Below are 24372 nucleotides of genomic sequence, written 5' to 3' on the forward strand. Positions count from 1 at the left end.
TATCACTAAATTTATTTACTAGCATTAAATTAGGATTTTTTATAGATTTGATTTAATTTAGATCTGATCTCATTTAATATGGATAATCCTTTTTGTTTTATAATGAAACTCATTCTCTTAAGGGGATAGGGGGGTATTTTGAAATAACTCTCCCCCTACAACCCCCCTTAAAATCCCCCTAACCCCCCAAGACCGCTTTTTTAGTAAAGTTATCGCTTGCTTGACGCAAGCTCTTTACTATTTTATTATCTATCTTTTATTAAAAAAACTTGTTATCATGTTAAACATGAACACACACACAAGAGGCATTGACAGCGGGCTGATCCATTCGCTCCAAAGCATTTCATTATCCATGTTTAGAAAGGGTTTTTTTGGGCTTTATCAAGGCTCCATTTCGGCGCGCATTGGCACTAACCAGTTTGTGATCAACAAAAGAAACGCTGTTTTTGATCAACTGAATGAAAACACCTTATTAGTCTTGCATGACAAGATAGATTACTGCTGGAAAGAAGCGAGCCTGGATTCGCCCATTCATGCGAGCGTGTATAGAGAGTTTTTGGACGCTAAATTCATCGCTTACGCGCGCCCTCCTTATAGTTTGGCGTATTCCTTGCGCCATAACCGGTTGCTCCCTAGAGATTATTTAGGGTATCGTTCTTTGGGCGAAGAAATTTCCATTTTTAACCCCAAAGACTATGACAGCTGGCAAGAAAGAGCGGATACAGAAATTTTACGCCAATTACAAGAGAGCAAAAAATATTTTGTTTTCATTAAGGGGTGTGGGATTTTTGCCTACCACAGAGAGCTTTCTAAACTCATGGAAGTTTTTGATTTGATTGAAAACTCATGCAAGGTTTTACGATTGGGCGATTTAATGGATTATTGCTATAATGATGATCCACGATTGAGCGTGTAAAAAGCTAAAAAGGATAAAACATGACCATCAACACCCATTACACCCCCAATTTCACACAGCTCCAAACCTTAAATAATATCAATAATGATGCAACCATAAAGGACAGGAATCAAGTAGAGCAGGACTTGCGCCAAAGCAGCGTTCAAGATGGTTTCAGTCAAAATAATACGCAAAACGCCCCTGATTTTGACCGGTTACAAGCTTTAAACGCTATCAACAACGACGGTGGGATCAAGGATAAATCCCAAGTTGAAAAAAGCCTTATTGATGGCGAAAATACCCCTGAAATTTATTCTAGCCTAGATACATACGCTTAAAAAGGAGTGTTTTACCATTCCTTCAAAGCCATTTTGATCGCTTCTATCACGCAATCCATCCCACCCGCTAAACTGAAAAGCCAGTATTTGTGCGCGTAAATGTATTCTAATTGCTTAGCCCTTAATTCGTCTTCATTATTCGTTTTTTTACACACGATTTCAGCGATATGCAATTCCTGGTGGAAGATATAAGATTGTATCGCATCCATGAAATACGAATTGAATCGCTTGTCATCAAAAAGCTCTTTAACGTTATCAATTTCAGCACTCAAATGATCTAATTCTTTAAAATCCAGCTCTTCTAATTTGTTTTTTTCATGAAGCTTTTCCACTTTTTCTAAAAACTCTGCCACTTTTAAAAACACTCTTTCAACTTGAGTTTTTTTCTCATTGGCGTATTTGATGATCTCTTCGCATTTTTGTTTGGCGATCTTTAAATTTTTAGCCTGCTCTGATTGGGTAGGATAAATAAGATTGATAGGAGGCTTTGGCTTGGATTTATCTATTTTTTCGCACACTTCTTTAAAGGGCATTTCTTTAGTCCCTTTAATCCTAGCCCCCCCTTCAGTAGCGTTAATGACTTCTAATTTATAGGGCGTGTTGAAAATATCTTTTTCAAAAAATTCTAAGAAAAGTTTCCACACTAAAGTGGTTTCTACTTCCCCATTACCTCCGTATTTTTCTATAAAAATCTTGTCTTTATCCTTTTTAGGCTTAATCTCTTTATCGCCATAAATCGCCCCACTAGCGTGGCTGTTGCCGCTTTGTGAAAAGCTCAAATCTTGCCCGATAAACACGCATCTTTTGAAACGAGAATGCACCACTAATTCATACGCCATGTTCGCTGCGCTCATGCCTATGCCCACATAGCCATACTGGTGCAAATCAAAAAGGTTGGTGTAACCAAAGGGGCGGAAACTGAATTGCTTAACCCCTTTTTTAATCGCTTGAATCAATCGTTTATGCACAATGGAAGTCAAAGCAAAAATAACGCCTTCTTGAAAATCTAAGGGGGTTTCTTCATAGAATTTCGCCGTCAAATCCACTCTTTCTAAAGACAGCACAATATCAGGCTTGATACCGGCTTTAGCCAAAATAGGGAAAGAAGCGTCTATACAAAAAAGCGTGGCGTAGGGCGCGATTTCTTTTAAAAGGGGGAGCTGTTTGTTCAAACTGGGCCCGGTTGAAACAATGATAGCGGTGTCTCTGTTTTTTAAAGCGCTCACAAAATCCACTAAACTAGGGCTTTTGATGACTTCAGGCAGATTAGCGGCATGCTGTTTGATGCCTATGAGCGCGTCTTTAGCGTCATTGCCTACGCTAATAGCGCCATGCTCTAAAGCGCGCGTGAAATGCTGGTTGATTCCTATCATTTGATGAGAATATCGTTCATAATAAGCGTTAAAAAGTTTTAAATCATACATTCTTGCGTATAAACGAGATTTTTTATCCATATCAAATAATGAAGCGATCATGTTGTAATTGCAAAAACTTGCATGCAATAAAATCAAACGATTTTCTAAAATCTCAGTGGAAAAATCCAAAAGATTCAACACAATGAAAATAACCTCTATTTCAGGCTCAATGACCACCAAACGTTTTAAATTGCCATTGCCTAAAAGCAAGCGATAAAACACCCCATTACCCAAGCCAAAATAATACAAATAAGGATAAAGCATGTGAATTTCGCTATTTTTGTATAGCTCTAAGCTTGAATCTAGCGGGCTTTTTTCAAATAAGGGCGTGTTTGTTTCTTTATCTAAGAGGTTGAAATTCGCGCTATCATTCCCTAAAAACACTTCGTATTTTTTGTTTTCTTTAATGGCTTTGAGCTTTGCGAACAAAAGAGGGTCTTTTTTGAAAAGAGCTTGTAAGTTTTTTTGATAAATATCCATCATTCTAACTTATAAAAATAACTTATAAAAAGGGCTAACGCCCCCTTAAATCAAGGGCTGTTATTGTAAAAGCCTTAAGACATTTTGTTGCACCGCATTCGCTTGCGCCATAGCAAAACTCCCACTTTGCGCCAAAATATTGTATTTAGAAAAGTTCGCGCTCTCTTCAGCAAAATCCACGTCTCTGATTTGAGACTCAGCCGCTTTAACATTCACTTGGGTTACAGAAATATTATTAATGGTGGTAACCAATTCCATTTGCACCGAACCCATATCCGAGCGGATCTTGTCTAATTGCGTGCGCGCAGAATCTGCCATATCCATCACAATCATCGCCCCTTTAAGGCTTGTTACCCCGGCTCCTATGCCTTGAGAATTGGTCTCCGCTTGCGCGCCATTAGCGTTCGCTCCGGCTGCTGAAGCCACATTCGCATCAAAAATACCCCTAACCGCTCTCAAATTCACGGTGTATTCCGCCACCCCTTGAGCGGAATGAAAGCCCACATGGCTAAAATTCACACCGCTTACAATGATGTCTCTAGCGTCGGTCCTGGTCAAGGTTAAGCGCCCAATCACCGCATGCTGTGTCCCAGAAATCCCTGCAAAATTCCCTCCCCCAAAAACCTGACCGCTCGCGCTCGCTGCATGCACTGAAATCGCGCGTCCATCAATGGAGTGTAAATTAATGCGCCCTTGAATATCCAAGCTCGCTTCTACGCCGGTCCTGTCTTTGACGGAGTTGATCGCGTTAGTCAATCTGCCGTCAGCGTCGTTTTTATGCACATCATTCACGGTTCCAATTTCTACGCCATTAATGGTGAGTTCTCTCACGGTTCCTGATTGCACGGGAGTGCCACCGGTGGCCATGACGTTATAAGAAGCCCTAACGCCTAGAGTGTTAGAAAAGCGATTGATGATTTCGCTTAACGCTCCAATCCCTGTGCCAGCGCTTGTAGAAATGCGCACGGTTTCAATCTTATAATCATTCACGCCATTGACTTGTTTGAAATTCAAACCCACTTCAGTCAAGTTTTGTGCCGCCGCGCTAGCGAGCATGCCTTCGCCACTAAAAGAAGAGGTTTCCATGCGCACATGCCCAATCTTATCCGAACTCGTTGAGCCAATAGACGCCTTAACCGTGGTGTTAGAATACGCGCCAATTTGAAATTCTTTGTTAGAAAAACTTCCTGAAAGCATTTGTTGGCCGTTAAAGCTTGTGGTGTTAGCGATATTGTCTAGTTCTTCTAACAACCTTTGAATATCGCTTTGGAGCGCTCTTCGGCTTTCTAAAGTTTGCCCATCTTGAGCGGCTTGAACGGCTTTGGTTTTAATGGTGTCTAAGATTTTGATTTGCTCATCCATCGCTTTATCAGCGGTTTGAACCATACCAATAGCGTCATTAGCATTGCGGATCGCTTGACCCAAATTCGCGCTTTGACTCCTTAAGCTATCAGCGATCGCCATCCCACTAGAATCGTCAGCGGCTTTATTGATCCTAAGCCCTGAGCTTAACTTTTCAAGCGAGCTTGAAAGGTCTCTGTTGTTTTGAACCCCCACCGCATGAGAAGTTAAAGCGGCGATATTGGTATTTATCCTAAAACTCATGTTTGCATCCTTTGCATAGATATTTGCTGTTAATCAAGCAAAGGGTGTTCCAACTTTTGGATTTTTAGCACCACTATAGTTTTTATGGTTTAATAGGGCGTTTAGTCAAAATTCTATGCTACAATCATTCATTAATAGGTATAAACATTCCATTAAAGGCGTTCAATGAAGCACCTTATTATTGTAGAATCCCCAGCAAAAGCCAAAACCATTAAAAATTTTTTGGATAAAAATTATGAAGTCATTGCCTCTAAAGGGCATGTTAGGGATTTATCCAAATTCGCTTTAGGCATTAAGATTGATGAAACCGGCTTCACTCCTAATTATGTCGTGGATAAAGACCATAAAGAGCTTGTCAAACAGATCATAGAGCTTTCTAAAAAGGCATCTACCACCTACATCGCTACCGATGAAGACCGAGAAGGGGAAGCGATAGGCTATCATGTGGCATGTTTGATTGGGGGGAAATTAGAGAGCTATCCTAGGATTGTTTTTCATGAGATCACGCAAAATGCGATTTTAAACGCTTTAAAAACCCCACGACAAATTGACATGTCTAAGGTCAATGCCCAACAAGCCAGACGCTTTTTAGATCGGATCGTGGGTTTCAAGCTCAGCTCGTTGATTTCATCAAAAATCACTAAAGGTTTGAGCGCTGGGCGGGTGCAAAGCGCGGCTTTAAAGCTTGTGATTGATAAAGAAAGGGAGATTAAAGCCTTTAAGCCTTTAACCTACTTCACGCTAGACGCTTATTTTGAGTCGCATTTAGAAGCGCAACTCATCAGCTATAAGGGTAACAAACTCAAAGCCCAAGAACTCATTGATGAAAAAAAAGCTCAAGAGATTAAAAACGAATTAGAAAAAGAAAGCTACGCTATTTCCAGTATCGTTAAAAAATCTAAAAAATCCCCCACACCGCCCCCTTTCATGACTTCTACTTTACAGCAAAGCGCTTCCAGTCTTTTAGGTTTTTCGCCCACAAAAACCATGAGTATCGCTCAAAAATTGTATGAAGGCGTAGCCACCCCGCAAGGGGTTATGGGAGTGATCACTTACATGAGGACTGATAGCTTGAATATCGCTAAAGAGGCTTTAGAAGAAGCGAGGAATAAGATTTTAAAAGACTATGGCAAAGACTACCTACCCCCTAAAGCCAAAGTCTATTCCAGCAAGAATAAAAACGCCCAAGAAGCCCATGAAGCGATCAGACCCACTTCTATTATTTTAGAGCCAAACGCTTTAAAAGACTACCTTAAGCCTGAAGAATTAAAGCTCTATACTTTAATTTACAAACGCTTCTTAGCTTCTCAAATGCAAGACGCTCTTTTTGAAAGCCAGAGCGTGGTTGTGGCTTGCGAAAAAGGCGAGTTTAAAGCTAGCGGCAGAAAACTCCTTTTTGATGGCTATTATAAAATTTTAGGCAATGACGATAAGGACAAATTGCTCCCCAATTTGAAAGAAAATGACCCCATTAAATTAGAAAAACTAGAGAGCAATGCCCATGTTACAGAACCTCCAGCACGCTATTCAGAAGCGAGCTTGATTAAAGTTTTAGAAAGTTTAGGCATAGGCAGGCCCAGCACCTACGCTCCAACGATTTCCCTTTTACAAAACAGAGACTACATCAAGGTAGAAAAAAAGCAAATCAGCGCTTTAGAGAGCGCGTTTAAAGTGATAGAAATTTTAGAAAAGCATTTTGAAGAGATTGTGGATTCTAAATTCAGCGCTTCTTTAGAAGAGGAATTAGACAATATCGCTCAAAATAAAGCCGACTACCAGCAAGTCTTAAAGGACTTTTACTACCCTTTTATGGATAAAATTGAAGCCGGGAAAAAGAATATCATCTCTCAAAAAGTGCATGAAAAAACCGGCCAATCATGCCCTAAATGCGGAGGGGAATTAGTAAAAAAGAATAGCCGTTATGGGGAGTTTATCGCTTGCAACAATTACCCTAAATGCAAATACATCAAACAAACTGAAACCGCTAATAATGAAGCCACGCAAGAATTGTGCGAAAAATGCGGAGGGGAAATGGTGCAAAAATTCAGCAGAAACGGGGCGTTTTTAGCTTGCAACAACTACCCTGAATGCAAAAACACCAAATCGTTAAAAAACACCCCTAACGCCAAAGAAACAATAGAAGGCGTGAAATGCCCAGAATGCGGAGGGGATATTGCCTTAAAAAGGAGTAAGAAAGGCTCGTTTTATGGCTGTAACAATTACCCTAAATGCAATTTTTTATCCAACCATAAGCCCATCAACAAGCGTTGCGAGAAGTGCCATTATTTAATGAGTGAAAGAATCTATCGCAAAAAAAAGGTGCATGAATGCATTAAATGCAAAGAGCGTGTGTTTTTAGAGGAAGAGAATGGCTAAAGAAAATCCGCCTGTCGTTTTTGGGCCTGTTTTATCCAGGCGTTTTGGGAAGTCTTTGGGCGTGGATTTATCGCCCTCTAAAAAACAATGCAATTACAATTGCATTTATTGCGAGTTGGGTAAAGCCAAGCCCATTGAGTGCATGGAAGAAGTGATCAAAGTGGAAACCTTGATTAACGCCATTCAAAACGCCCTAAACAACCTTGCTACCCCCATTGATGTTTTAACCATTACCGCTAATGGCGAACCCACGCTATACCCTCATTTATTAGAGCTTATCCAAAGCATCAAGCCTTTTTTAAAGGGCGTTAAAACTTTGATTTTAAGCAACGGCTCGCTCTTTTATGAGCCAAAAGTCCAACAAGCCTTGAAGGAATTTGACATCGTTAAATTTTCTTTAGACGCTATTGATTTGAAAGCCTTTGAAAGAGTGGATAAGCCTTATTCCAAAGACATTAACAAGATTTTAGAGGGGATTTTGCGCTTTTCTCAAATCTATCAGGGGCAACTGGTGGCTGAAGTGCTGTTAATTAAGGGCGTGAATGATAGCGCGAACAATTTAAAGCTCATCGCTGCATTTTTAAAAAAAATCAATACCGCTAGAGTGGATTTAAGCACCATAGACAGGCCCTCAAGCTTTAAAGCCCCAAAATTGAGCGAAGATGAATTATTAAAATGCTCTTTGTTTTTTGAAGGGCTTTGCGTGAGTTTGCCTAAACGATCCATTACTCAAGCTAAAAAATTGATTTCTTGCGGTATAGACGAATTGCTCGCTTTAATTTCCAGGCGCCCTTTAAGCGCAGAAGAAGCCCCCCTAATACTAGATCCTAACGCCTTTAAACATTTAGAAACTTTATTAAACCATAAGCAAATTACGATTAAAAAAGTCGGCTCTTTGGAGTTTTATTGTGCGTTTTAACCTCCATTTGTAAGTTTTACCTTACTTTAGGGAGCTTAAGCTTTTAAAAAGGTTCTGTTCTAATTGGGTAACGTAGAGTTTTTAGAATACCATAAATAAGCTAAAAACGATTTTATGGTGTTTTCTTATGCCTACATCCTTTTACTATAACCATAACCCGCTTTTTCTACTTTTTTTTCAGTATTAGCAGCTGCTTCTATTTCTTTACTGACATCAGCAAATATTTTTTGAACGAGCAAAAGGCTCTGAGAGGTTGAAAGGTGGGCTTGTGGGTCTGGTTTTAAATTCCTCATTTCAAGCATTTTAGCTTGAGCTTTAGAGCGTATTTTTAGATTTTCTTTTTGCCATTCTTCTGTAGCGTTAAAATCTCTAGGATCTAATTCTAAATAAGCGATAGAACTTGGCCTGTAAAAATCCACTTGTTTAGCGATAGCTTTTTGTGAATAGGGCAAAGATTCCAGCTCTTTTTGCAAATAAGTTATAAGCTCTTGCGCTTTTGATCCTCTTTGAGAGCGGGGTTGTTTAGAGTTGGGGAGGTGTTTTGGCTGGATAGGGGTTTGATTGGTTTTTGTGGGTTTAGGGGTTTTGCATTCAGCTTCTACTTCTACAGCAATACCACCCTTAATTCCTACTTTTTTAATAAAGAATTGATTATGATTTTCTTGGCAATTTTGTTCTGTTTCTTTAATGAAATCTTTCTGTTCTTTAATCAAATCTCTTTGTGTATTAATTGTCTTTTGTTTTTGCTGTTCTAACTCTATCTCACTCTTATTTGCTTTTTGTTTTTCTTGTTCTGTCTTTTGTCTTTCTTGTTCTGCTTTTATTTGACTATTAGCGAGTTCTATCCCACTCTTATTTGTTTTCTGTCTTTCTTGTTCTAACTCTATTTCACTCCTATTTGTTTTCTGTCTTTCTTGTTCTGTTTTCTGTCTTTCTTGTTCTAACTCTATCCCACTCTTATTTGCCTCCTGTTTTTCTTGTTCTAATTCTATCTGTTTATCAGTATCACCAGCGCTACAAGCGGCTAATAATAAACTTGTTACTATTGTTAATCCTGAATATTTCCACCAATTGATTTGATTTTCTTTTTCAGCTTGTTTGGATTTATCCTGGACTTTATCGTCTAATTCTTTTGCTTTCTTGCATGCAACATGGGTCAATACTACTAATGCCGCATTGCTTTTCTTGGGGTGTTTTTTTACAAGTTCTCTAACTTTCTTTGCAATTTTTGTAAAAAACCCACCAATTGATCTGAGCGTATTTGTAATGGCGCTCGCTTGTTTAAAATGAGTCTCTTTATTTGCCTTTGTGTTAGTTATCTCTGTGTTTTTGCCAACTTTATTTGTTTTTCCTGTTTTTACTGATTCCATCACCAACCTTTTTTTCAAAAAACAATCCCACTTTTCAAAATTATATCATGGAAACTAATACGAAAAACCCACTCAAGTTAGATTGATTTATTTATTATCAATGTTTATTATCAATGTTCAGTTAAGCCATGCTCTTTCAATTCTTTTTCTAACTTGGCTACAGCGTTCCAAGTGGGGATCACGCTATCAGGGTTTAAAGAAATGGAAGTGATGCCCTCTTTGACTAAAAACTCTGTCACTTCAGGGTAATCGCTTGGGGCTTGCCCGCAAATCCCGCAATATTTGTTGTGCCTTTTACAAGCTTCAATCGCTTTTTTAAACATTTTTAGCATCGCTTCATTCCTTTCATCAAAGACATGGCTGACTAACTCGCTGTCTCTATCCACGCCTAAAGTGAGTTGGGTTAAATCGTTTGATCCAATAGAAAAGCCATCAAACAAGCTTAAGAAATCATCAGCCAAAATGACATTCACCGGCAATTCACACATGATATAAATTTCAAGCCCGTTTTTACCGGATTCTAAATTGTTTTTTCTTAAGATTTCTAGGACTTTTTTACCCTCTTCAATGGTGCGCAAAAAAGGGATCATCACTTTCATGTTTGTTAAGCCCATTTCTTCCCTTACTAGCGCTAAGGCTTCACACTCCCACGAAAACGCTTCATTATAGCTCTCTGAATAATACCGACTAGCTCCCCTATAACCAAGCATGGGGTTTTCTTCATTAGGCTCATAGCTAGAGCCGCCAAGCATGCGCATGTATTCATTGGATTTGAAATCGCTCGTTCTCACAATGACAGGTTTAGGGTAAAACGCTGCGCTGATCATGCCAATGCCTTCAGCGATTTTTTTCACAAAAAAATCTTTAGGGTTAGCATAGCCTGCCATAAGGTTTTCAATTTCATTTTTTTCTTTCACGCTTTTTTTGTGGTGCAAATCCACTAAAGCTAAAGGGTGGGCTTTGATTTGATTTAAAATAATCATTTCCATTCTGGCCAGCCCTACGCCGTGATTAGGGAGCTGAGAAAAGCCAAAGGCTTTTTCAGGGTTTCCAATGTTAATGTAAATTTTTGTTTGAGTTTCTTGCATGTTAGAAAGCTCCACCCTTTCAATTTCATGCTCATAAATGCCTGCATACACATAGCCCTCTTCGCCCTCAGCGCAAGAAACCGTGATTTCCATGCCGGTATAAAGGCTATCAGTCGCTCCGCTCACCCCAACAATAGCTGGCACGCCAATTTCTCTCGCTACAATAGCGGCATGGCAAGTGCGCCCCCCACGATTGGTGATAACTGCGCTCGCTTTTTTCATGCAAGGCTCCCAATCCGGATCGGTATTGTCTGTAACTAAAATTTCGCCCTCTTTAAAAGAATTCATGTGCTCCAAGTCATTGATGATACGCACTTTCCCTGATCCGATTTTACTCCCAATCGCTCTGCCTTGTAAGATAATTTCTTTTTTTTCGTTAGGGTTTTTGAATTTGAATTTTTCAAAGACTTGATTTTCTTCTTTACTTTTTTGGCTTTGAACGGTTTCTGGGCGCGCTTGAACGATAAAGATTTCCCCGCTCTCGCCATCTTTAGCCCATTCTATATCCATAGGGCGGTATTGTTTGGCTTCTTTAGAGTAGTGTTTTTCAATTTCAACGGCGTATTTGGCTAAAATCAGCACATCTTCATCGCTCAATGAAAAGGACTGCCATTCTTTTTTGGTGGTTTTAATGTTTCTGGTAGGGTGTTCGCTACCTCTTGGGGCATAGACCATTTTTTGCGTTTTATTGCCGAGTTGGCGTTTGATAATGGGGCGTTTGTTTTGCTCTAAAGTGGGCTTAAACACATAAAATTCATCAGGGTTTATCGTGCCGCCCACCACATTTTCGCCTAACCCCCACGCTGAAGTGATAAACACCGCGTCTTTAAAACCGGTTTCGGTGTCAATAGAAAACATCACGCCCGCGCTGCCTTTATCCGCTCGCACCATTTTTTGCACCCCCACGCTGAGCGCGACTTTTAGATGATCAAACCCACGACTCGCTCTATAACTAATCGCTCTATCGGTAAAAAGCGATGCTAAACAGGATTTGATATAGTGGATCAATTCGGTTTTGCCCTTAATGTTTAAATAAGTGTCTTGTTGCCCGGCAAAAGAAGCGTCCGGTAAGTCTTCTGCAGTAGCGGAACTCCTTACCGCCACATCGGCTTCTTTCATGTCGTATTGTCGGCTTAAAATTTCATAAGCTTGAAAAATCTCATCTCTCAAATCGCTAGGAAAAGGCGTGCCAAAAATAAGCTCTCTGATTTGTTTGGAGCGGATTTTTAACACATCAATTTCGGTGGCATCAACATTTTCTAAAAGCTCTATGATTTTTTGTTTAGCCCCCCCTTGCTCTAAAAGATACCAATACGCTTCGCTGGTGATCGCAAAGCCATCAGGCACTTTAATACCAATTGGTACTAATTCTTGAAACATTTCACCAATGCTAGCGTTCTTGCCCCCAACCAGATTCACATTCTTATTGTTCAACTCTTTGAAAAACTTGATATATCGCACAAAACTCCCTTAAAATGATCATTAAGTCTCTTAAAACAAAAATATAATAATGATAGCATGATAGAGCTTTAGTTTTAGCCAGTTTGTATTCTAAGCTTTGTTAATAAGAGGGTGTATTTTTTTGGTTTATGATTTTATTGTATAATGAGCGATTAGTTAGGTATTTTTGAATAGAAAGGGTGGTTTTGTATAGGCGGTTATTGTTAAATTTGCTTTGTATGGTATTTTTACAAGCGTGTTTAAAGCCTATGAGCGACCCTAAAGCTGAGAAAGTGGATTCGCAAGTGCAATGCGGGTTTGGCTCAAAAGATTGCTAAATTTTAAGGTTTGAAGAAAGGAAACATAAGTTTTAAAGAATGAGTGCGGAATTGATTGCTGTTTATAAAGACGAGCAAATAATAGATTTAGAGAGCGCGAAAGTCTTAGGGCTGAGCGATGGGATCAAAGCGTTAAAAGGGAGCGAGCCGATATATTTTGATGATTCGCCTTTGGCTTTAGAGGTGATCAGGCATTCATGCGCGCATTTGCTCGCGCAAAGCTTGAAAGCCCTTTATCCGGACGCGAAATTTTTTGTAGGCCCTGTGGTAGAAGAGGGGTTTTATTACGATTTCAAGACCGCTTCAAAAATCAGCGAAGAGGATTTGCCTAAAATTGAAGCGAAAATGAAAGAATTTGCGAAGTTAAAGCTTGCTATCACTAAAGAGACTTTAACCAGAGAGCAAGCTTTGGAGCGTTTTAAGGGCGATGAATTAAAGCATGCGGTGATGAGTAAAATCAGTGGCGATGCGTTTGGCGTGTATAAACAAGGCGAGTTTGAAGATTTGTGTAAGGGGCCTCATCTCCCAAACACTCGTTTTTTAAACCATTTCAAGCTCACTAAACTGGCTGGGGCTTATTTGGGTGGCGATGAAAACAATGAAATGCTCATTAGAATCTATGGCATCGCTTTTGCCACCAAAGAGGGCTTAAAAGACTATCTTTTCCAAATAGAAGAAGCGAAAAAACGAGATCACAGAAAGCTAGGCGTGGAGCTAGGGCTTTTTAGTTTTGATGATGAGATAGGGGCGGGCTTACCTTTATGGCTGCCTAAAGGGGCAAGGCTTAGGAAGCGCATTGAAGATTTATTGAGTAAAGCGTTACTTTTAAGAGGCTATGAGCCGGTTAAAGGCCCTGAGATTTTAAAGAGCGATGTGTGGAAAATCAGTGGGCATTATGACAACTATAAAGAAAACATGTATTTCACCACGATTGATGAGCAAGAATACGGCATAAAGCCTATGAATTGCGTGGGACATATTAAAGTCTATCAAAGCGCTTTACACAGCTACAGGGATTTGCCCTTAAGGTTTTATGAATACGGCGTGGTGCATCGGCACGAAAAAAGCGGCGTGTTGCATGGGCTTTTAAGGGTTAGGGAATTCACCCAAGACGATGCACATATTTTTTGCTCTTTTGAACAGATCCAAAGCGAAGTGAGCGCGATTTTAGATTTCACGCACAAAATCATGAAAGCGTTTGGTTTTAGCTATGAAATGGAATTATCCACTAGACCGGCTAAATCCATAGGCGATGATGAAGTTTGGGAAAAGGCCACTAACGCTTTAAAAGAAGCCCTAAAAGAGCACCGCATTGATTATAAGATTGATGAAGGGGGAGGGGCTTTCTATGGGCCTAAGATTGACATTAAAATCACTGACGCTTTAAAGCGCAAATGGCAGTGCGGCACGATTCAAGTGGATATGAATTTGCCTGAACGCTTCAAGCTCGCTTTCACTAATGAGCGCAATCACGCTGAACAGCCGGTGATGATCCACAGAGCGATTTTAGGCTCGTTTGAAAGGTTTATTGCGATTTTGAGCGAACATTTTGGGGGGAATTTCCCTTTCTTTGTCGCGCCCACTCAAATCGCTCTCATTCCTATTAATGAGAAGCATCATGTTTTTGCTTTGAAATTAAAAGAGGCGCTAAAAAAGCGCGATATTTTTGTAGAAGTGCTGGATAAAAACGACAGCTTGAATAAAAAGGTGCGCTTAGCCGAAAAACAAAAAATCCCTATGATTTTAGTGTTAGGGAATGAAGAGGTGGAGACCGAAATTTTATCCATTAGAGACAGAGAAAAGCAAGCTCAATATAAAATGCCCTTAAAGGAGTTTTTAAACATGGTTGAATCCAAGATGCAAGAGGTTAGTTTTTGAGTAGAAACGAAGTGTTGTTAAACGGAGACATTAATTTTAAAGAAGTGCGTTGTGTGGGCGATGATGGCGAAGTGTATGGGATTATTTCTTCTAAAGAAGCGCTAAAAATCGCTCAAAATTTAGGCTTGGATTTGGTTTTGATTTCAGCGAGCGCGAAACCCCCTGTGTGTAAGGTGATGGATTATAATAAATTCCGCTATCAAAATGAAAAGAAAATCAAGGAAGCCAAGAAAAAGCAAAAGCAAATTGAAATCAAAGAGATCAAGCTTTCCACTCAAATCGCGCAAAACGATATTAACTATAAAGTCAAGCATGCGAGGGAATTTATTGAAGCCAACAAGCATGTCAAATTCAAAGTGGTTTTAAAGGGTAGGGAAAGCCAAAACTCAAAAGCCGGGCTTGATGTGCTTTTTAGAGTGCAAACGATGATGCAAGATTTAGCCAACCCTGAAAAAGAGCCAAAAACTGAGGGGCGTTTTGTTTCGTGGATGTTTGTGCCTAAGGCTAAAGAAACCCCCAAAAACGAAAAGAAAACCAAAGAAAATAACCCGCCTTTTAATCGTATTAACCTTATGAAAGGAGAAAATCATGCCAAAAATGAAGACTAATCGCGGCGCGTCTAAGCGTTTTAAAGTTAAAAAAAACTTGATTAAGCGTGGCAGCGCTTTTAAAAGCCATATTTTGACTAAAAAAAGCCCTAAGCGTAAAGCCAATTTAAACGCGCCAAAACATGTGCATCACACTAACGCGCATTCTGTCATGTCGTTGCTTTGCAGGGCTTAGGAATGCTCATTAGAAAGTGGAGTTAATCCCCTTATTTAAGGGAAAGTCGTTTGAAAAACGCACCTAAAAATATTTTAAAAAGAAAGGTAAAGAAATGAGAGTTAAAACAGGCGTTGTGCGCAGAAGACGCCATAAAAAAGTCTTAAAACTCGCTAGAGGGTTTTATAGTGGCAGAAGAAAGCATTTTAGAAAGGCTAAAGAACAGCTTGAAAGGAGCATGTATTACGCCTTTAGGGATCGCAAACAAAAAAAAAGAGAGTTCAGGAGTTTGTGGGTGGTAAGGATTAATGCGGCTTGCAGAATGCACAATACAAGTTATTCGCGCTTCATGCATGCCCTAAAAGTGGCTAATATTGAATTAGACCGCAAGGTTTTAGCAGACATGGCGATGAATGACATGCAAGCCTTTAAGAGCGTGTTAGAGAGCGTGAAAGAGCATCTTTAATCTCTATTGGCTGTTAGGTTTTAGTTTTAACCTAAAAAAGGTGAGAGGATTTAGGAATTTTTACTAAAAAGTTCCTAAAATTGATTTTTGTTTCAATTTATTCTCATTCAATCGCTATATTTAATCAAAAAGAAAGCAATTTTATAGTAGAATGTGGCATTTAGAACTCAAGTAGAGAAAATGTAGAAGGAAGGAATACATGAAGAAATCTGTTATAGTAGGTGCTATCTCTCTAGCGATGACAAGCTTATTGTCAGCAGAGACCCCTAAGCAAGAAAAAGCTATTAAGACTAGCCCTACCAAAAAAGGTGAAAGGAATGCTGCTTTTATAGGGATTGATTACCAGTTAGGTATGCTCAGCACTACCGCTCAAAATTGTTCCCATGGGAATTGTAATGGTAATCAAAGTGGGGCTTACGGCTCTAATACGCCTAACATGCCTACAGCGTCAAACCCAACAGGAGGGCTTACTCATGGCGCTCTAGGGACTCGTGGGTATAAAGGCTTAAGCAACCAACAATACGCTATCAATGGTTTTGGGTTTGTTGTAGGGTATAAGCATTTTTTTAAGAAAGCCCCACAATTTGGAATGCGTTATTACGGATTCTTTGATTTTGCAAGCTCTTATTATAAGTATTACACTTATAATGATTATGGCATGAGAGACGCTCGCAAGGGTTCTCAAAGTTTCATGTTTGGCTATGGGGCTGGCACAGATGTGTTGTTTAACCCGGCTATTTTCAATCGTGAGAATTTGCATTTTGGGTTTTTCTTGGGCGTTGCGATTGGTGGCACCTCTTGGGGTCCAACAAACTATTATTTTAAGGACTTAGCTGAAGAATATAGAGGGAGTTTCCACCCATCAAATTTTCAGGTCTTAGTTAATGGTGGGATCCGCTTAGGCACTAAACACCAAGGTTTTGAAATTGGCTTGAAAATCCAAACCATTCGCAACAATTATTATACTGCTAGTGCGGATAATGTTCCTGAAGGGACCACTTACAGATTCACCTTCCACCGCCCCTATGCCTTTTATTGGCGTTACATTGTAAGCTTTTAAGGTGTTTTAGGGTTAATTTATGGGGGGGCATAGAAAAGGGCTTTTGCTCTTTATGGCCTTTTATGATTTTCTTGTATCAAAGGCTTTAAAAAATCAATACGGCTACTTGCTAAAAATTAAAGTGCAATCCTTACAAGCAATTGAACTTACCAACAACCGCACACAAACAAGTCTTTGAAAAATCAAAAATGAGTTCATTATTTTTAAAAATAAGGGATATAGGTTAGCTGTTTTAATGGAGCGCTGATCATAAAATCTAAAAATCAATTGGCTATTAAAGTGCTATAAGTTATCTTTAATCAACTAGATGATAAAATTTATCTTTTATTTTTGAATTGGGAGCATTTGATGAAAAAATTGGCGTTTTCTTTATTATTTACTGGGACTTTTTTGGGGCTTTTTTTGAATGCGAGTGATTTTAAGAGCATGGATAATAAGCAACTATTAGAGCAAGCAGGGAAAGTCGCTCCTAGCGAAGTCCCGGAGTTTCGTGCGGAAGTCAATAAGCGATTACAAGCGATGAAAGAAGAAGAGCGTAAAAGTTATAAAGCGGATTTTAAGAAAGCTATGGATAAGAATTTGGCTTCTTTAAGTCAAGAAGATCGCAACAAGCGTAAAAAAGAAATCCTTGAAGTCATTGCTAACAAAAAGAAAACAATGACCATGAAAGAGTATCGTGAAGAAGGGTTGGATTTGCATGATTGCGCATGCGAAGGCCCTTTTCATGACCATGAAAAAAAGGGAAAAAAAGGGAAAAAACCAAACCATCATAAGCATTAGCACTTAGGGTGTGCTAACTTTTTTGATTTTTGTAAAACCACGCTGTAAGCCCCTAGCTTTTGGCTGTGGGAATTAGGGCGTTTTCGTGTTATAATTGTCATAGCGTTTGGGCGTTGACTCTTAAAATAGAGGCTATCTGGTGGGTGGGTCTTGCTACTCTTAAAATCCCTTAGCTGTAAAGAGCGTCTCAAATTTTTTAGGGTTAAAGTTTTTGGAGTGTTTGTATTTTTTGGATATTTATAGTATCATACCCAAATGATAAATACCCTTTGAAAGTCTGTATTTTAAGGTGATCAAAATAGCTTGAATTCTAAGTGGTTTTTATAAATAGAAGAAGATTTTAAAAGAGGGCTTAATGAAGAATAGTGTCTGTTTTTGTTGTGGTTATGGATATAGGAGTTTGGTGTGAAGCGAATTTTATTTTTTTTAGCGGCTACGACTTTTTTGTTGAGAGCAGAAACGGCTTCTGCTACTATTAACACTACAGTTGATCCCAATGTTATGTTTTCTGAAAGCTCCACAGGGAATGTGAAAAAAGACCGCAAGAGGGTTTTAAAAAGCATGGTTGATTTAGAAAAAGAGCGCGTGAAGAATTTTAACCAGTATTCTGAAACCAAGATGAGTAAGGGCGATTTGTCCGCTTTTGGAGCTTTCTTTAAGGGGAGTTTGGAAGATTGCGTGGAGCAAAAGATTTGTTACTACGAGCATAGGAATGGCAAGGTTTCTTTTGTGGTGAATGACAGAGAAAAGTTTTATAAGCATGTGCTTAAAGACTTAGGGACAGAGCTTTCACTCCCCTTATTTAATTGGCTTTACAAAGGCTCAGATTTTGGGGCTTTGCATGAGCAGTTTGGAGACATGTATGATGGGTATATCAAATACTTGATCAGCATGGTTAGGGTGAGCCAAAAAGAAAAGGCTAGAAAAGTGGATGCAATCGTTCTTAAAAAAATGGAAGAACAAGCTGAGAAAGACACTAAGGCAGCATTCCAAAAGAGGAGCAGTGGGGAGCTTGAAAGCCATACTGATAGCCCTGAATTTATAAGCTCTTCTAAGACACAGAATTCTTCTAACCCGGATCTAGACCCTATGACTAACGCTAACACGCTCAAAGAAACAGCTTCAAAAGAGCCAGAGACTTCTCCAAAAAAGGAAAAAAAGCCCAAGAAAAAACGACGCCTTTCAAAGAAGGAAAAGCAACAACAGGCCTTACAACAAGAGTTTGAAAAGCAAGTTAGTGGCTCTAGTGAGTCTGAAAAATAGTAAGGAAAAATAGCTAGCTTACCTTTTTGAGTAGGGGGGCTTTCTTTAAATAAGTCTCTCAAGTGCTTCTTTTCTAGGCTTTATAGCTCTCTATTGCTAAGCTCTGTGTCTTATTGGTTAGGACTATCTCTTTTAAAAACCACCGCTTTTTTGAAGTTTTTAAACTTTTCAGCTCTTTTTACGCTTAATGATTAGCTCTTTTGTTACGCAAAAATCTTTGAAACATAATGACGGATAGAGCCATGATAAAATAACCTTAAGACATTCCAACGCATTTCATATAAAAGCATGTGAAAATTTTTGGTTTTATTTTAGTGGGGTATTGGTAATCAAATTGATGCTTTTGAGTATTTTTCACATTTAAAAAAAGCTTGCGAAAAGCGAGTGATAGTTTCTCATGACGCGCTTTTATAGGGTTATGGGGAGTTTTGGGGGGTTAGGGGAATGATTTCAAAAGGCCTCCTATCCCCTTATGAGTTTAAATAAACTTTTTACTATAAAATGGAATCCAAAACGATGGAATAACGCTTTAAAACCCTATTTTTTAAAATTTTTTAAGAATATCAAAGCAGATAAGGCTTATTGATATTTGATAAAAACAAAGCCTTTTTTAGGAAATAAAACCCCTAAAGATTAGAGCTATCCCTTAGCATTCTAAAGTCTTAGCTAACCCCCCTAACGAAGTCTCTTTGTATTTTTCATTCATGTCTTTTCCGGTTGCATACATCGTAGCGATCACTTCATCTAAGCTCACTTTAGGCTTGTATTCATCTTCTAAGGCTAGTTTAGAAGCGCTGATCGCTTTAATCGCCCCTAAAACATTGCGTTCAATGCAAGGGATTTGCACCAAGCCCCCCACCGGATCGCATGTCAATCCTAAATGGTGTTCCATAGCGATTTCACTAGCGATTAAAACCTGTTGCGTGGTCGCTTGGCACAAATGAGCTAACCCCCCCGCAGCCATAGAGCTTGCCACGCCAATTTCAGCCTGACACCCCGCTTCTGCGCCGCTCAAGGAAGCGTTTTTTTTGTAAAGATAGCCAATCGCCGCACTGGTGAGCAAAAAATCATTAATAGCCTTTTGCGATAAATTTTCAAACAAATGGTTTTTGGCGTATAAAAGCACGCTTGGCACTACCGCGCACGCTCCGTTAGTAGGGGCGGTTACCACCTTGCCTCCGCTAGCGTTTTCTTCAGCAATGGCGCGAGCGTAAAGCGAAATGTAATCAATCAACGCTAAGGGGTCTTTCCCGCTTGTGGGGTGCTTTTCTAGGCGCGTTTTAATGCTTGGGGCCAATCGTGTTACTTTCAAAGAACCAGGCAGATACCTTTCCTTAGAATTAGCCCCATTATGATAACACTCAAGCATCGCATGATAGATTTTGGTCATCGTTGCATCAGGGTGGTTTTTGAGAGCGTTTTCTCTCAAACGCACGATTTCAGCGATGCTTTTTTGGTGTTTTTGGCACAATTCTAGCAACTCTTTAGCGCTTGAAAAATCATAGGCAATGCTTTCATTTCCACCCTCTTTAGATAAGTTGTCTAATTCTTTTTCAGTATAAACAAACCCTCCACCAACAGAATAATAAGTCTCTTCTTTTAAAACCTCATTATTAGCGTTAAAAGCTTTTAGAATGAGAGCGTTTTGGTGTCTGGCTAAAGGTTTGTTGTCAAAAATCAAATCTTTAGTATAATCAAATTGAATGTTGCGTTGGTTAGCGAGTTTTAAAACTTTGTTTTCAAGTGCTTCATGCAATAAGGCTTTTTTGGTTGTTACTTCCAATTCGTTAGCATAAATACCATGCAAGCCAATCAAAACCGCTTCATCGCTCAAATGCCCTTTACCCGTTAAGGCTAATGAGCCATGCAAGGTGATTTGAACGCGTTCAACCTGCTCTAAAATGCCTTTTAACAACCCGCAAAATCTCGCTCCCGCTTCCATAGGTCCTATGGTGTGTGAAGAGCTAGGCCCCACGCCGATCTTAAAAATGGATAAAATGGAAAAACTAGCCATTAAAATAGTCCTAAAAACACGCTCAAAGCCGTCAAGCTCCCAAAGACAAACACAAAAATATCCACTTTGAAGTTTCTAAAACGCTTCAAACTAGAAACGCTATAAAAAGCGACCATGGGCATCACAAAAAGAATGAGCGCGATAATGGGTCCGCCTAAATTTTCAATAAAATCTAAAATATTAGGGTTAATATAAGCCACCAGCGTGATAGTCAGCCATAAAAAAATCGTTACGCTCACACTCAGGGTTTTAGAAGCTTTTTTCAACTTTAAACTTTGAATGATAATGCCTTCTAAACCCTCTTTAGCCCCATAATAATGCCCAAAAAAAGATGAAAAAATCGCTAAAAAAGCCACCACAGGCCCCGCATAATTGATTAAAGGGTTGTTTAAAGTGTTAGCAAAATAGCTCAAAATGGGGATGTTTTGTTCCCTTGCTTTCACAAAATCATCAGCACTCAAGCACATGACACACGAAAACACAAAAAACATCACAAACCCTAAAAGCATCAGCGATGTCCCTAATTCAATTTGATTGAGTTTGTATTCTTTGAAAGCGCCGTATTCTTTTCCCACATTTTGGGTGAAGGTTGAAATAATGGGGCTATGGTTGAATGAAAACACAAGCACCGGTAAGGTTAGCCAAATGGCTAGCACAAATTCTTTAAAACTCGGCACCACAAAAAGATTAGCGCCTTGCCAATAAGGGATAAGATACAAAGAAAAAAGCAGTAAAATCAAGCATAAAGGATACACTAAAGCGTTACAAATGCGTGTTACAATCGTAGCGTTAAAAACCATCACCAACATCATTAAAGAAACTAACACCACAGCCAGTAAGCCCCGATGAAAAGGCGCTAAATGCAACTGGTTAGTGAAAAAATGATCAAACACGTTAGTGATACCCACCCCATAAGCCAAACAAATAGGATAAATCGCCAAGAAATAAAGCAAAGTGATAAGAAAACCCCATTGAGCGCCAAAATGAGAGCGAACGACCATGGTAATGTCTTCTTTATCTTTAGATCCTATGAAATAAGCTAAAGCTCTATGCCCCAGATAAGTTAAAGGGAAGATGATCGCACTCATTACCACAATAGCCCATACCCCATGTCCACCGGCTCTAATAGGCAAAAATAAAATCCCAGCCCCCACCGCCGTGCCAAATAAGGACGCCATCCAACGCAAATCAAACGCGTTGAGTTTTTTAGGATCTCTTATGACCGCTTTTTCTTGTACCATGCTATTAAACCGCCCTTTTATCGTGTTAAAGAGCTTTCATTGTAGCATAAAGCTTTTTATGATTGGGGTTTTTTGAGATTAAGGGGTGGTTTTGGGCGTGCATTTATTTTCTAAAATCCACGATTTAACCCGCACAAGCTATAATAACGCTTAAAAAAAGATTAATAAAGGATTATAGAAATGTCAAACACAACCTGGTCGCCAACTTCATGGCATTCTTTTAAGATAGAGCAACACCCCACTTATAAAGATAATCAGGAATTAGAAAGGGTCAAAAAAGAATTGCACTCCTACCCTCCCTTAGTGTTTGCTGGCGAAGCGAGGAACTTGCAAGAGCGATTAGCCCAAGTCATTGACAATAAGGCGTTTTTGTTGCAAGGGGGCGATTGCGCGGAGTCGTTTTCTCAATTTAGCGCTAATCGGATTAGAGACATGTTTAAAGTGATGATGCAAATGGCGATTGTCTTAACTTTTGCTGGCTCTATACCGATCGTGAAAGTGGGGCGCATTGCCGGGCAATTTGCCAAGCCTCGCTCCAATGCGATTGAAATGCTGGATGATGAAGAAGTGTTGAGTTACAGGGGGGATATTATCAATGGGATTTCCAAAAAAGAAAGAGAGCCAAAGCCTGAAAGAATGCTTAAAGCCTACCATCAAAGCGTAGCGACTTTAAACCTTATCAGAGCTTTTGCCCAAGGCGGGTTAGCGGATTTGGAGCAAGTGCATCGTTTCAATTTGGATTTTGTCAAAAACAACGATTTTGGGCAAAAATACCAGCAAATCGCTGACCGGATCACGCAAGCTTTAGGGTTCATGCGAGCATGCGGGGTGGAGATAGAAAAAACGCCTATTCTTAGGGAAGTGGAATTTTACACCAGCCACGAAGCGTTACTGCTCCATTATGAAGAGCCGTTGGTGCGTAAGGATAGTTTGACTAACCAGTTTTATGATTGCTCCGCACACATGCTATGGATTGGCGAAAGGACAAGAGACCCTAAGGGCGCGCATGTGGAGTTTTTAAGGGGGGTTTGTAACCCTATTGGCGTGAAAATCGGGCCTAATGCGAGCGTGAGCGAAGTGTTAGAATTGTGCGATGTTTTAAACCCTCACAACATTAAGGGGCGTTTGAATTTGATCGTGCGCATGGGTTCTAAGATGATTAAAGAGCGTTTGCCTAAGCTTTTACAAGGGGTGTTGAAAGAAAAACGCCATATTTTATGGAGCATTGATCCCATGCATGGCAACACGGTTAAAACCAGTTTGGGGGTTAAAACAAGGGCTTTTGATAGCGTATTAGATGAAGTGAAAAGCTTTTTTGAAATCCATAGGGCTGAAGGGAGTTTAGCTTCAGGGGTTCATTTGGAAATGACGGGTGAAAATGTTACAGAATGTATCGGTGGCTCGCAAGCGATCACCGAAGAGGGTTTGAGTTGCCATTACTATACGCAATGCGATCCAAGACTAAACGCCACTCAAGCCCTAGAACTCGCTTTTTTAATTGCTGACATGCTCAAAAAACAACGATCTTGATTGAAATCAAGATAATAAGAGGCTTTAGTCAAGCGATCGTTTCTTGTAGCGCGTTCTATAGGGGGATTTAGTTGGGGGTTGTAGGGGGGAGTTTTTCAAAATACCCCAATTATCCCCTTAAGAGAATGGGTTTTACATAAAATAAAGTTTTAAAAATTAAAGGATAATAAGGTTAAATAAGGTTTTGAGTGCCGACATTTGATGAAAACAGAGCCAAATATTAATTTATCTTTAACTCTTTTTCTTTATAATTATCGTAAGCATTTTAATATTCAAAGGAGCTTGAAATGAGAATTTCTCTTTTAGCTGTAATTTTAGCGTTATTGTTTGTGGCTTGCCACGAAACTAAAAAACAAATCTTACAAAACGAAGCCGATAGCACCCCTTCAGAAAAAACCATTTGGCAGCCTGAACAAAAATAAAAATTTAAAAAAGCTAAAAAGCGTTTTTTACCATCAAATTAAAAGGGTTTGATTTTTAGTTAAATAGTGTTTAAAAAGCGTTTTTGTGGGGTTATTGTCGCAAAATAACCCTATTTTTATGAGTTTTAGCGTAAAAAATAAAAATTTTTGTTAAATAAGACTCAACCAATGTTTGAAAAGAGCAGAGCCTTAGAGTTTGAGGATTAAAAGGCTTGAGAGCGAAACTACAAACTCTCTAAAACCTTTTGAGCATGCCCTTTCGCTTTGACATTGTAGAAGCATTTTTCTAAAACGCCTTGCGTGTTGATAATGAAAGTGGAGCGGATAATCCCCAAATGCTCTTTCCCATAAAGCATGCGTTTGCCATAAGCTTTGTAAAGGTTGGCTACTTTTTTATCTTCATCGCAGAGCAAGATCACATTCAAAGAGCATTGGCTGATAAATTTTTGATGCGATTGAGAATTATCAGGGCTTACGCCCACGACAACAGCGTTTTTCTTTTCAAATTCACTAAACAGAGCGCTAAAATCTTTGGCTTCTAGAGTGCATCCGGGGGTGTTGTCTTTAGGGTAGAAATACAACACTACTTTTTTATGGAGCAAATCTTTTAAAGAAATTTCCACGCCATCGCTGTTTTTCAACCTAAAATCAGGGGCTAATTGCCCTACTTCTAACTTTTCCATTCTTATCCT

At 39.4% G+C, this 24372-nt stretch carries 22 protein-coding genes; 14 read left to right on the forward strand and 8 right to left on the reverse strand.

Translation table 11 applies throughout. The features are described from left to right. The first annotated feature begins 277 nt into the window (after window positions 1-277). Complete coding sequence (locus tag H7N69_RS01415; RefSeq protein WP_187884551.1) at window positions 278-916, forward strand: class II aldolase and adducin N-terminal domain-containing protein; 639 nt, start codon at window positions 278-280, stop codon at window positions 914-916. A gap of 20 nt (window positions 917-936) precedes the next feature. Beyond that, a complete protein-coding gene (locus H7N69_RS01420) occupies window positions 937-1233 on the forward strand; it encodes a hypothetical protein (RefSeq protein ID WP_187884553.1) in 297 nt (98 codons plus the stop codon). An 11-nt stretch (window positions 1234-1244) separates the two neighbouring features. On the opposite strand, the gene H7N69_RS01425 is transcribed toward H7N69_RS01420, so the two are convergent. Together H7N69_RS01425 and H7N69_RS01430 are read right to left on the reverse strand one after the other, a co-directional pair. Further along, a complete protein-coding gene (locus H7N69_RS01425; RefSeq protein WP_187884555.1) occupies window positions 1245-3128 on the reverse strand; it encodes a motility associated factor glycosyltransferase family protein in 1884 nt (627 codons plus the stop codon). Window positions 3129-3188: 60 nt separating this feature from the next. After that, complete coding sequence (locus H7N69_RS01430) at window positions 3189-4733, reverse strand: flagellin B (protein WP_000010021.1); 1545 nt, start codon at window positions 4731-4733, stop codon at window positions 3189-3191. Between the two features lie 165 nt (window positions 4734-4898). Here H7N69_RS01430 and topA point away from each other — a divergent pair, with 165 nt between their 5' ends. Together topA and H7N69_RS01440 are read left to right on the forward strand one after the other, a co-directional pair. Beyond that, complete coding sequence (topA, locus tag H7N69_RS01435; protein WP_187884557.1) at window positions 4899-7109, forward strand: type I DNA topoisomerase; 2211 nt, start codon at window positions 4899-4901, stop codon at window positions 7107-7109. After that, window positions 7102-8028, forward strand: coding sequence for a radical SAM protein (locus H7N69_RS01440; RefSeq protein WP_187884559.1), 927 nt, complete (start codon window positions 7102-7104; stop codon window positions 8026-8028). Before topA ends, H7N69_RS01440 begins: the two co-directional genes overlap by 8 nt. A 131-nt stretch (window positions 8029-8159) precedes the next feature. Here H7N69_RS01440 and H7N69_RS01445 read toward each other — a convergent pair whose 3' ends face one another. Both H7N69_RS01445 and ppsA read right to left on the reverse strand, forming a co-directional pair. Further along, window positions 8160-9398, reverse strand: a complete 1239-nt coding sequence (locus tag H7N69_RS01445; RefSeq protein ID WP_187884561.1) for a DUF874 family protein — start codon at window positions 9396-9398, stop codon at window positions 8160-8162. 110 nt (window positions 9399-9508) lie between these two features. Beyond that, on the reverse strand, window positions 9509-11947 hold the full coding sequence (ppsA, locus tag H7N69_RS01450) for a pyruvate, water dikinase (protein WP_187884563.1): 2439 nt from the start codon (window positions 11945-11947) through the stop codon (window positions 9509-9511). A gap of 356 nt (window positions 11948-12303) precedes the next feature. On the opposite strand from ppsA, the gene thrS reads away from it, so the two are divergent. From thrS to H7N69_RS01485, 7 genes are all read left to right on the forward strand, one after another. Further along, window positions 12304-14142, forward strand: a complete 1839-nt coding sequence (gene thrS, locus H7N69_RS01455) for a threonine--tRNA ligase (protein WP_187884565.1) — start codon at window positions 12304-12306, stop codon at window positions 14140-14142. Beyond that, window positions 14139-14750, forward strand: coding sequence for a translation initiation factor IF-3 (gene infC, locus H7N69_RS01460; RefSeq protein ID WP_120932274.1), 612 nt, complete (start codon window positions 14139-14141; stop codon window positions 14748-14750). The genes thrS and infC overlap by 4 nt, the downstream gene beginning before the upstream one ends. Then, entirely contained in the window at window positions 14731-14925 is a 195-nt protein-coding gene (gene rpmI / locus H7N69_RS01465) for a 50S ribosomal protein L35 (RefSeq protein ID WP_001125542.1), read from the forward strand. Before infC ends, rpmI begins: the two co-directional genes overlap by 20 nt. Before the next feature lie 94 nt (window positions 14926-15019). Then, window positions 15020-15370 carry a 50S ribosomal protein L20 gene (rplT, locus tag H7N69_RS01470; RefSeq protein WP_001264175.1) on the forward strand — a complete coding sequence of 117 codons (351 nt, stop codon included), beginning with the start codon at window positions 15020-15022 and terminating at the stop codon, window positions 15368-15370. 199 nt (window positions 15371-15569) lie between these two features. Next, window positions 15570-16430: an outer membrane protein gene (locus tag H7N69_RS01475; protein ID WP_000750178.1), complete on the forward strand. Its 861-nt coding sequence runs from the start codon at window positions 15570-15572 to the stop codon at window positions 16428-16430. A gap of 19 nt (window positions 16431-16449) precedes the next feature. Next, a complete protein-coding gene (locus tag H7N69_RS01480) occupies window positions 16450-16608 on the forward strand; it encodes a hypothetical protein (RefSeq protein WP_187884639.1) in 159 nt (52 codons plus the stop codon). A 170-nt stretch (window positions 16609-16778) separates the two neighbouring features. Then, window positions 16779-17210 (forward strand): DUF1104 domain-containing protein, encoded by a 432-nt coding sequence (locus H7N69_RS01485; protein ID WP_187884567.1) that lies wholly within the window; start codon window positions 16779-16781, stop codon window positions 17208-17210. Between the two features lie 293 nt (window positions 17211-17503). Here H7N69_RS01485 and H7N69_RS08045 read toward each other — a convergent pair whose 3' ends face one another. Then, window positions 17504-17692, reverse strand: a complete 189-nt coding sequence (locus H7N69_RS08045) for a hypothetical protein (RefSeq protein WP_332246404.1) — start codon at window positions 17690-17692, stop codon at window positions 17504-17506. On the opposite strand from H7N69_RS08045, the gene H7N69_RS01490 reads away from it, so the two are divergent. After that, window positions 17616-18473 carry a hypothetical protein gene (locus H7N69_RS01490; RefSeq protein ID WP_187884569.1) on the forward strand — a complete coding sequence of 286 codons (858 nt, stop codon included), beginning with the start codon at window positions 17616-17618 and terminating at the stop codon, window positions 18471-18473. The two genes, H7N69_RS08045 and H7N69_RS01490, sit on opposite strands and share 77 nt — an antisense overlap. A 646-nt stretch (window positions 18474-19119) precedes the next feature. Here the strand turns inward: H7N69_RS01490 and H7N69_RS01495 are convergent. Beyond that, the gene (locus H7N69_RS01495) at window positions 19120-20487 is read right to left on the reverse strand and encodes an L-serine ammonia-lyase (RefSeq protein WP_187884571.1); all 1368 of its coding nucleotides are present in this window, start codon (window positions 20485-20487) and stop codon (window positions 19120-19122) included. Then, window positions 20487-21728 carry a serine/threonine transporter gene (locus H7N69_RS01500; RefSeq protein WP_187884573.1) on the reverse strand — a complete coding sequence of 414 codons (1242 nt, stop codon included), beginning with the start codon at window positions 21726-21728 and terminating at the stop codon, window positions 20487-20489. The genes H7N69_RS01495 and H7N69_RS01500 overlap by 1 nt, the downstream gene beginning before the upstream one ends. 180 nt (window positions 21729-21908) lie before the next feature. Here H7N69_RS01500 and H7N69_RS01505 point away from each other — a divergent pair, with 180 nt between their 5' ends. Together H7N69_RS01505 and H7N69_RS07995 are read left to right on the forward strand one after the other, a co-directional pair. Further along, window positions 21909-23258, forward strand: a complete 1350-nt coding sequence (locus H7N69_RS01505; RefSeq protein WP_187884575.1) for a class II 3-deoxy-7-phosphoheptulonate synthase — start codon at window positions 21909-21911, stop codon at window positions 23256-23258. A gap of 287 nt (window positions 23259-23545) precedes the next feature. Next, on the forward strand, window positions 23546-23680 hold the full coding sequence (locus H7N69_RS07995; RefSeq protein WP_001222899.1) for an HP0135 family lipoprotein: 135 nt from the start codon (window positions 23546-23548) through the stop codon (window positions 23678-23680). 224 nt (window positions 23681-23904) lie between these two features. Here the strand turns inward: H7N69_RS07995 and H7N69_RS01510 are convergent, their stop codons facing one another. Continuing rightward, window positions 23905-24363 carry a peroxiredoxin gene (locus tag H7N69_RS01510; RefSeq protein WP_000412964.1) on the reverse strand — a complete coding sequence of 153 codons (459 nt, stop codon included), beginning with the start codon at window positions 24361-24363 and terminating at the stop codon, window positions 23905-23907. Window positions 24364-24372 lie beyond the last annotated feature (9 nt).

This window comes from Helicobacter pylori, assembly GCF_014497725.1.
GTDB classification, from domain to species: Bacteria; Campylobacterota; Campylobacteria; order Campylobacterales; family Helicobacteraceae; genus Helicobacter; species Helicobacter pylori_DE.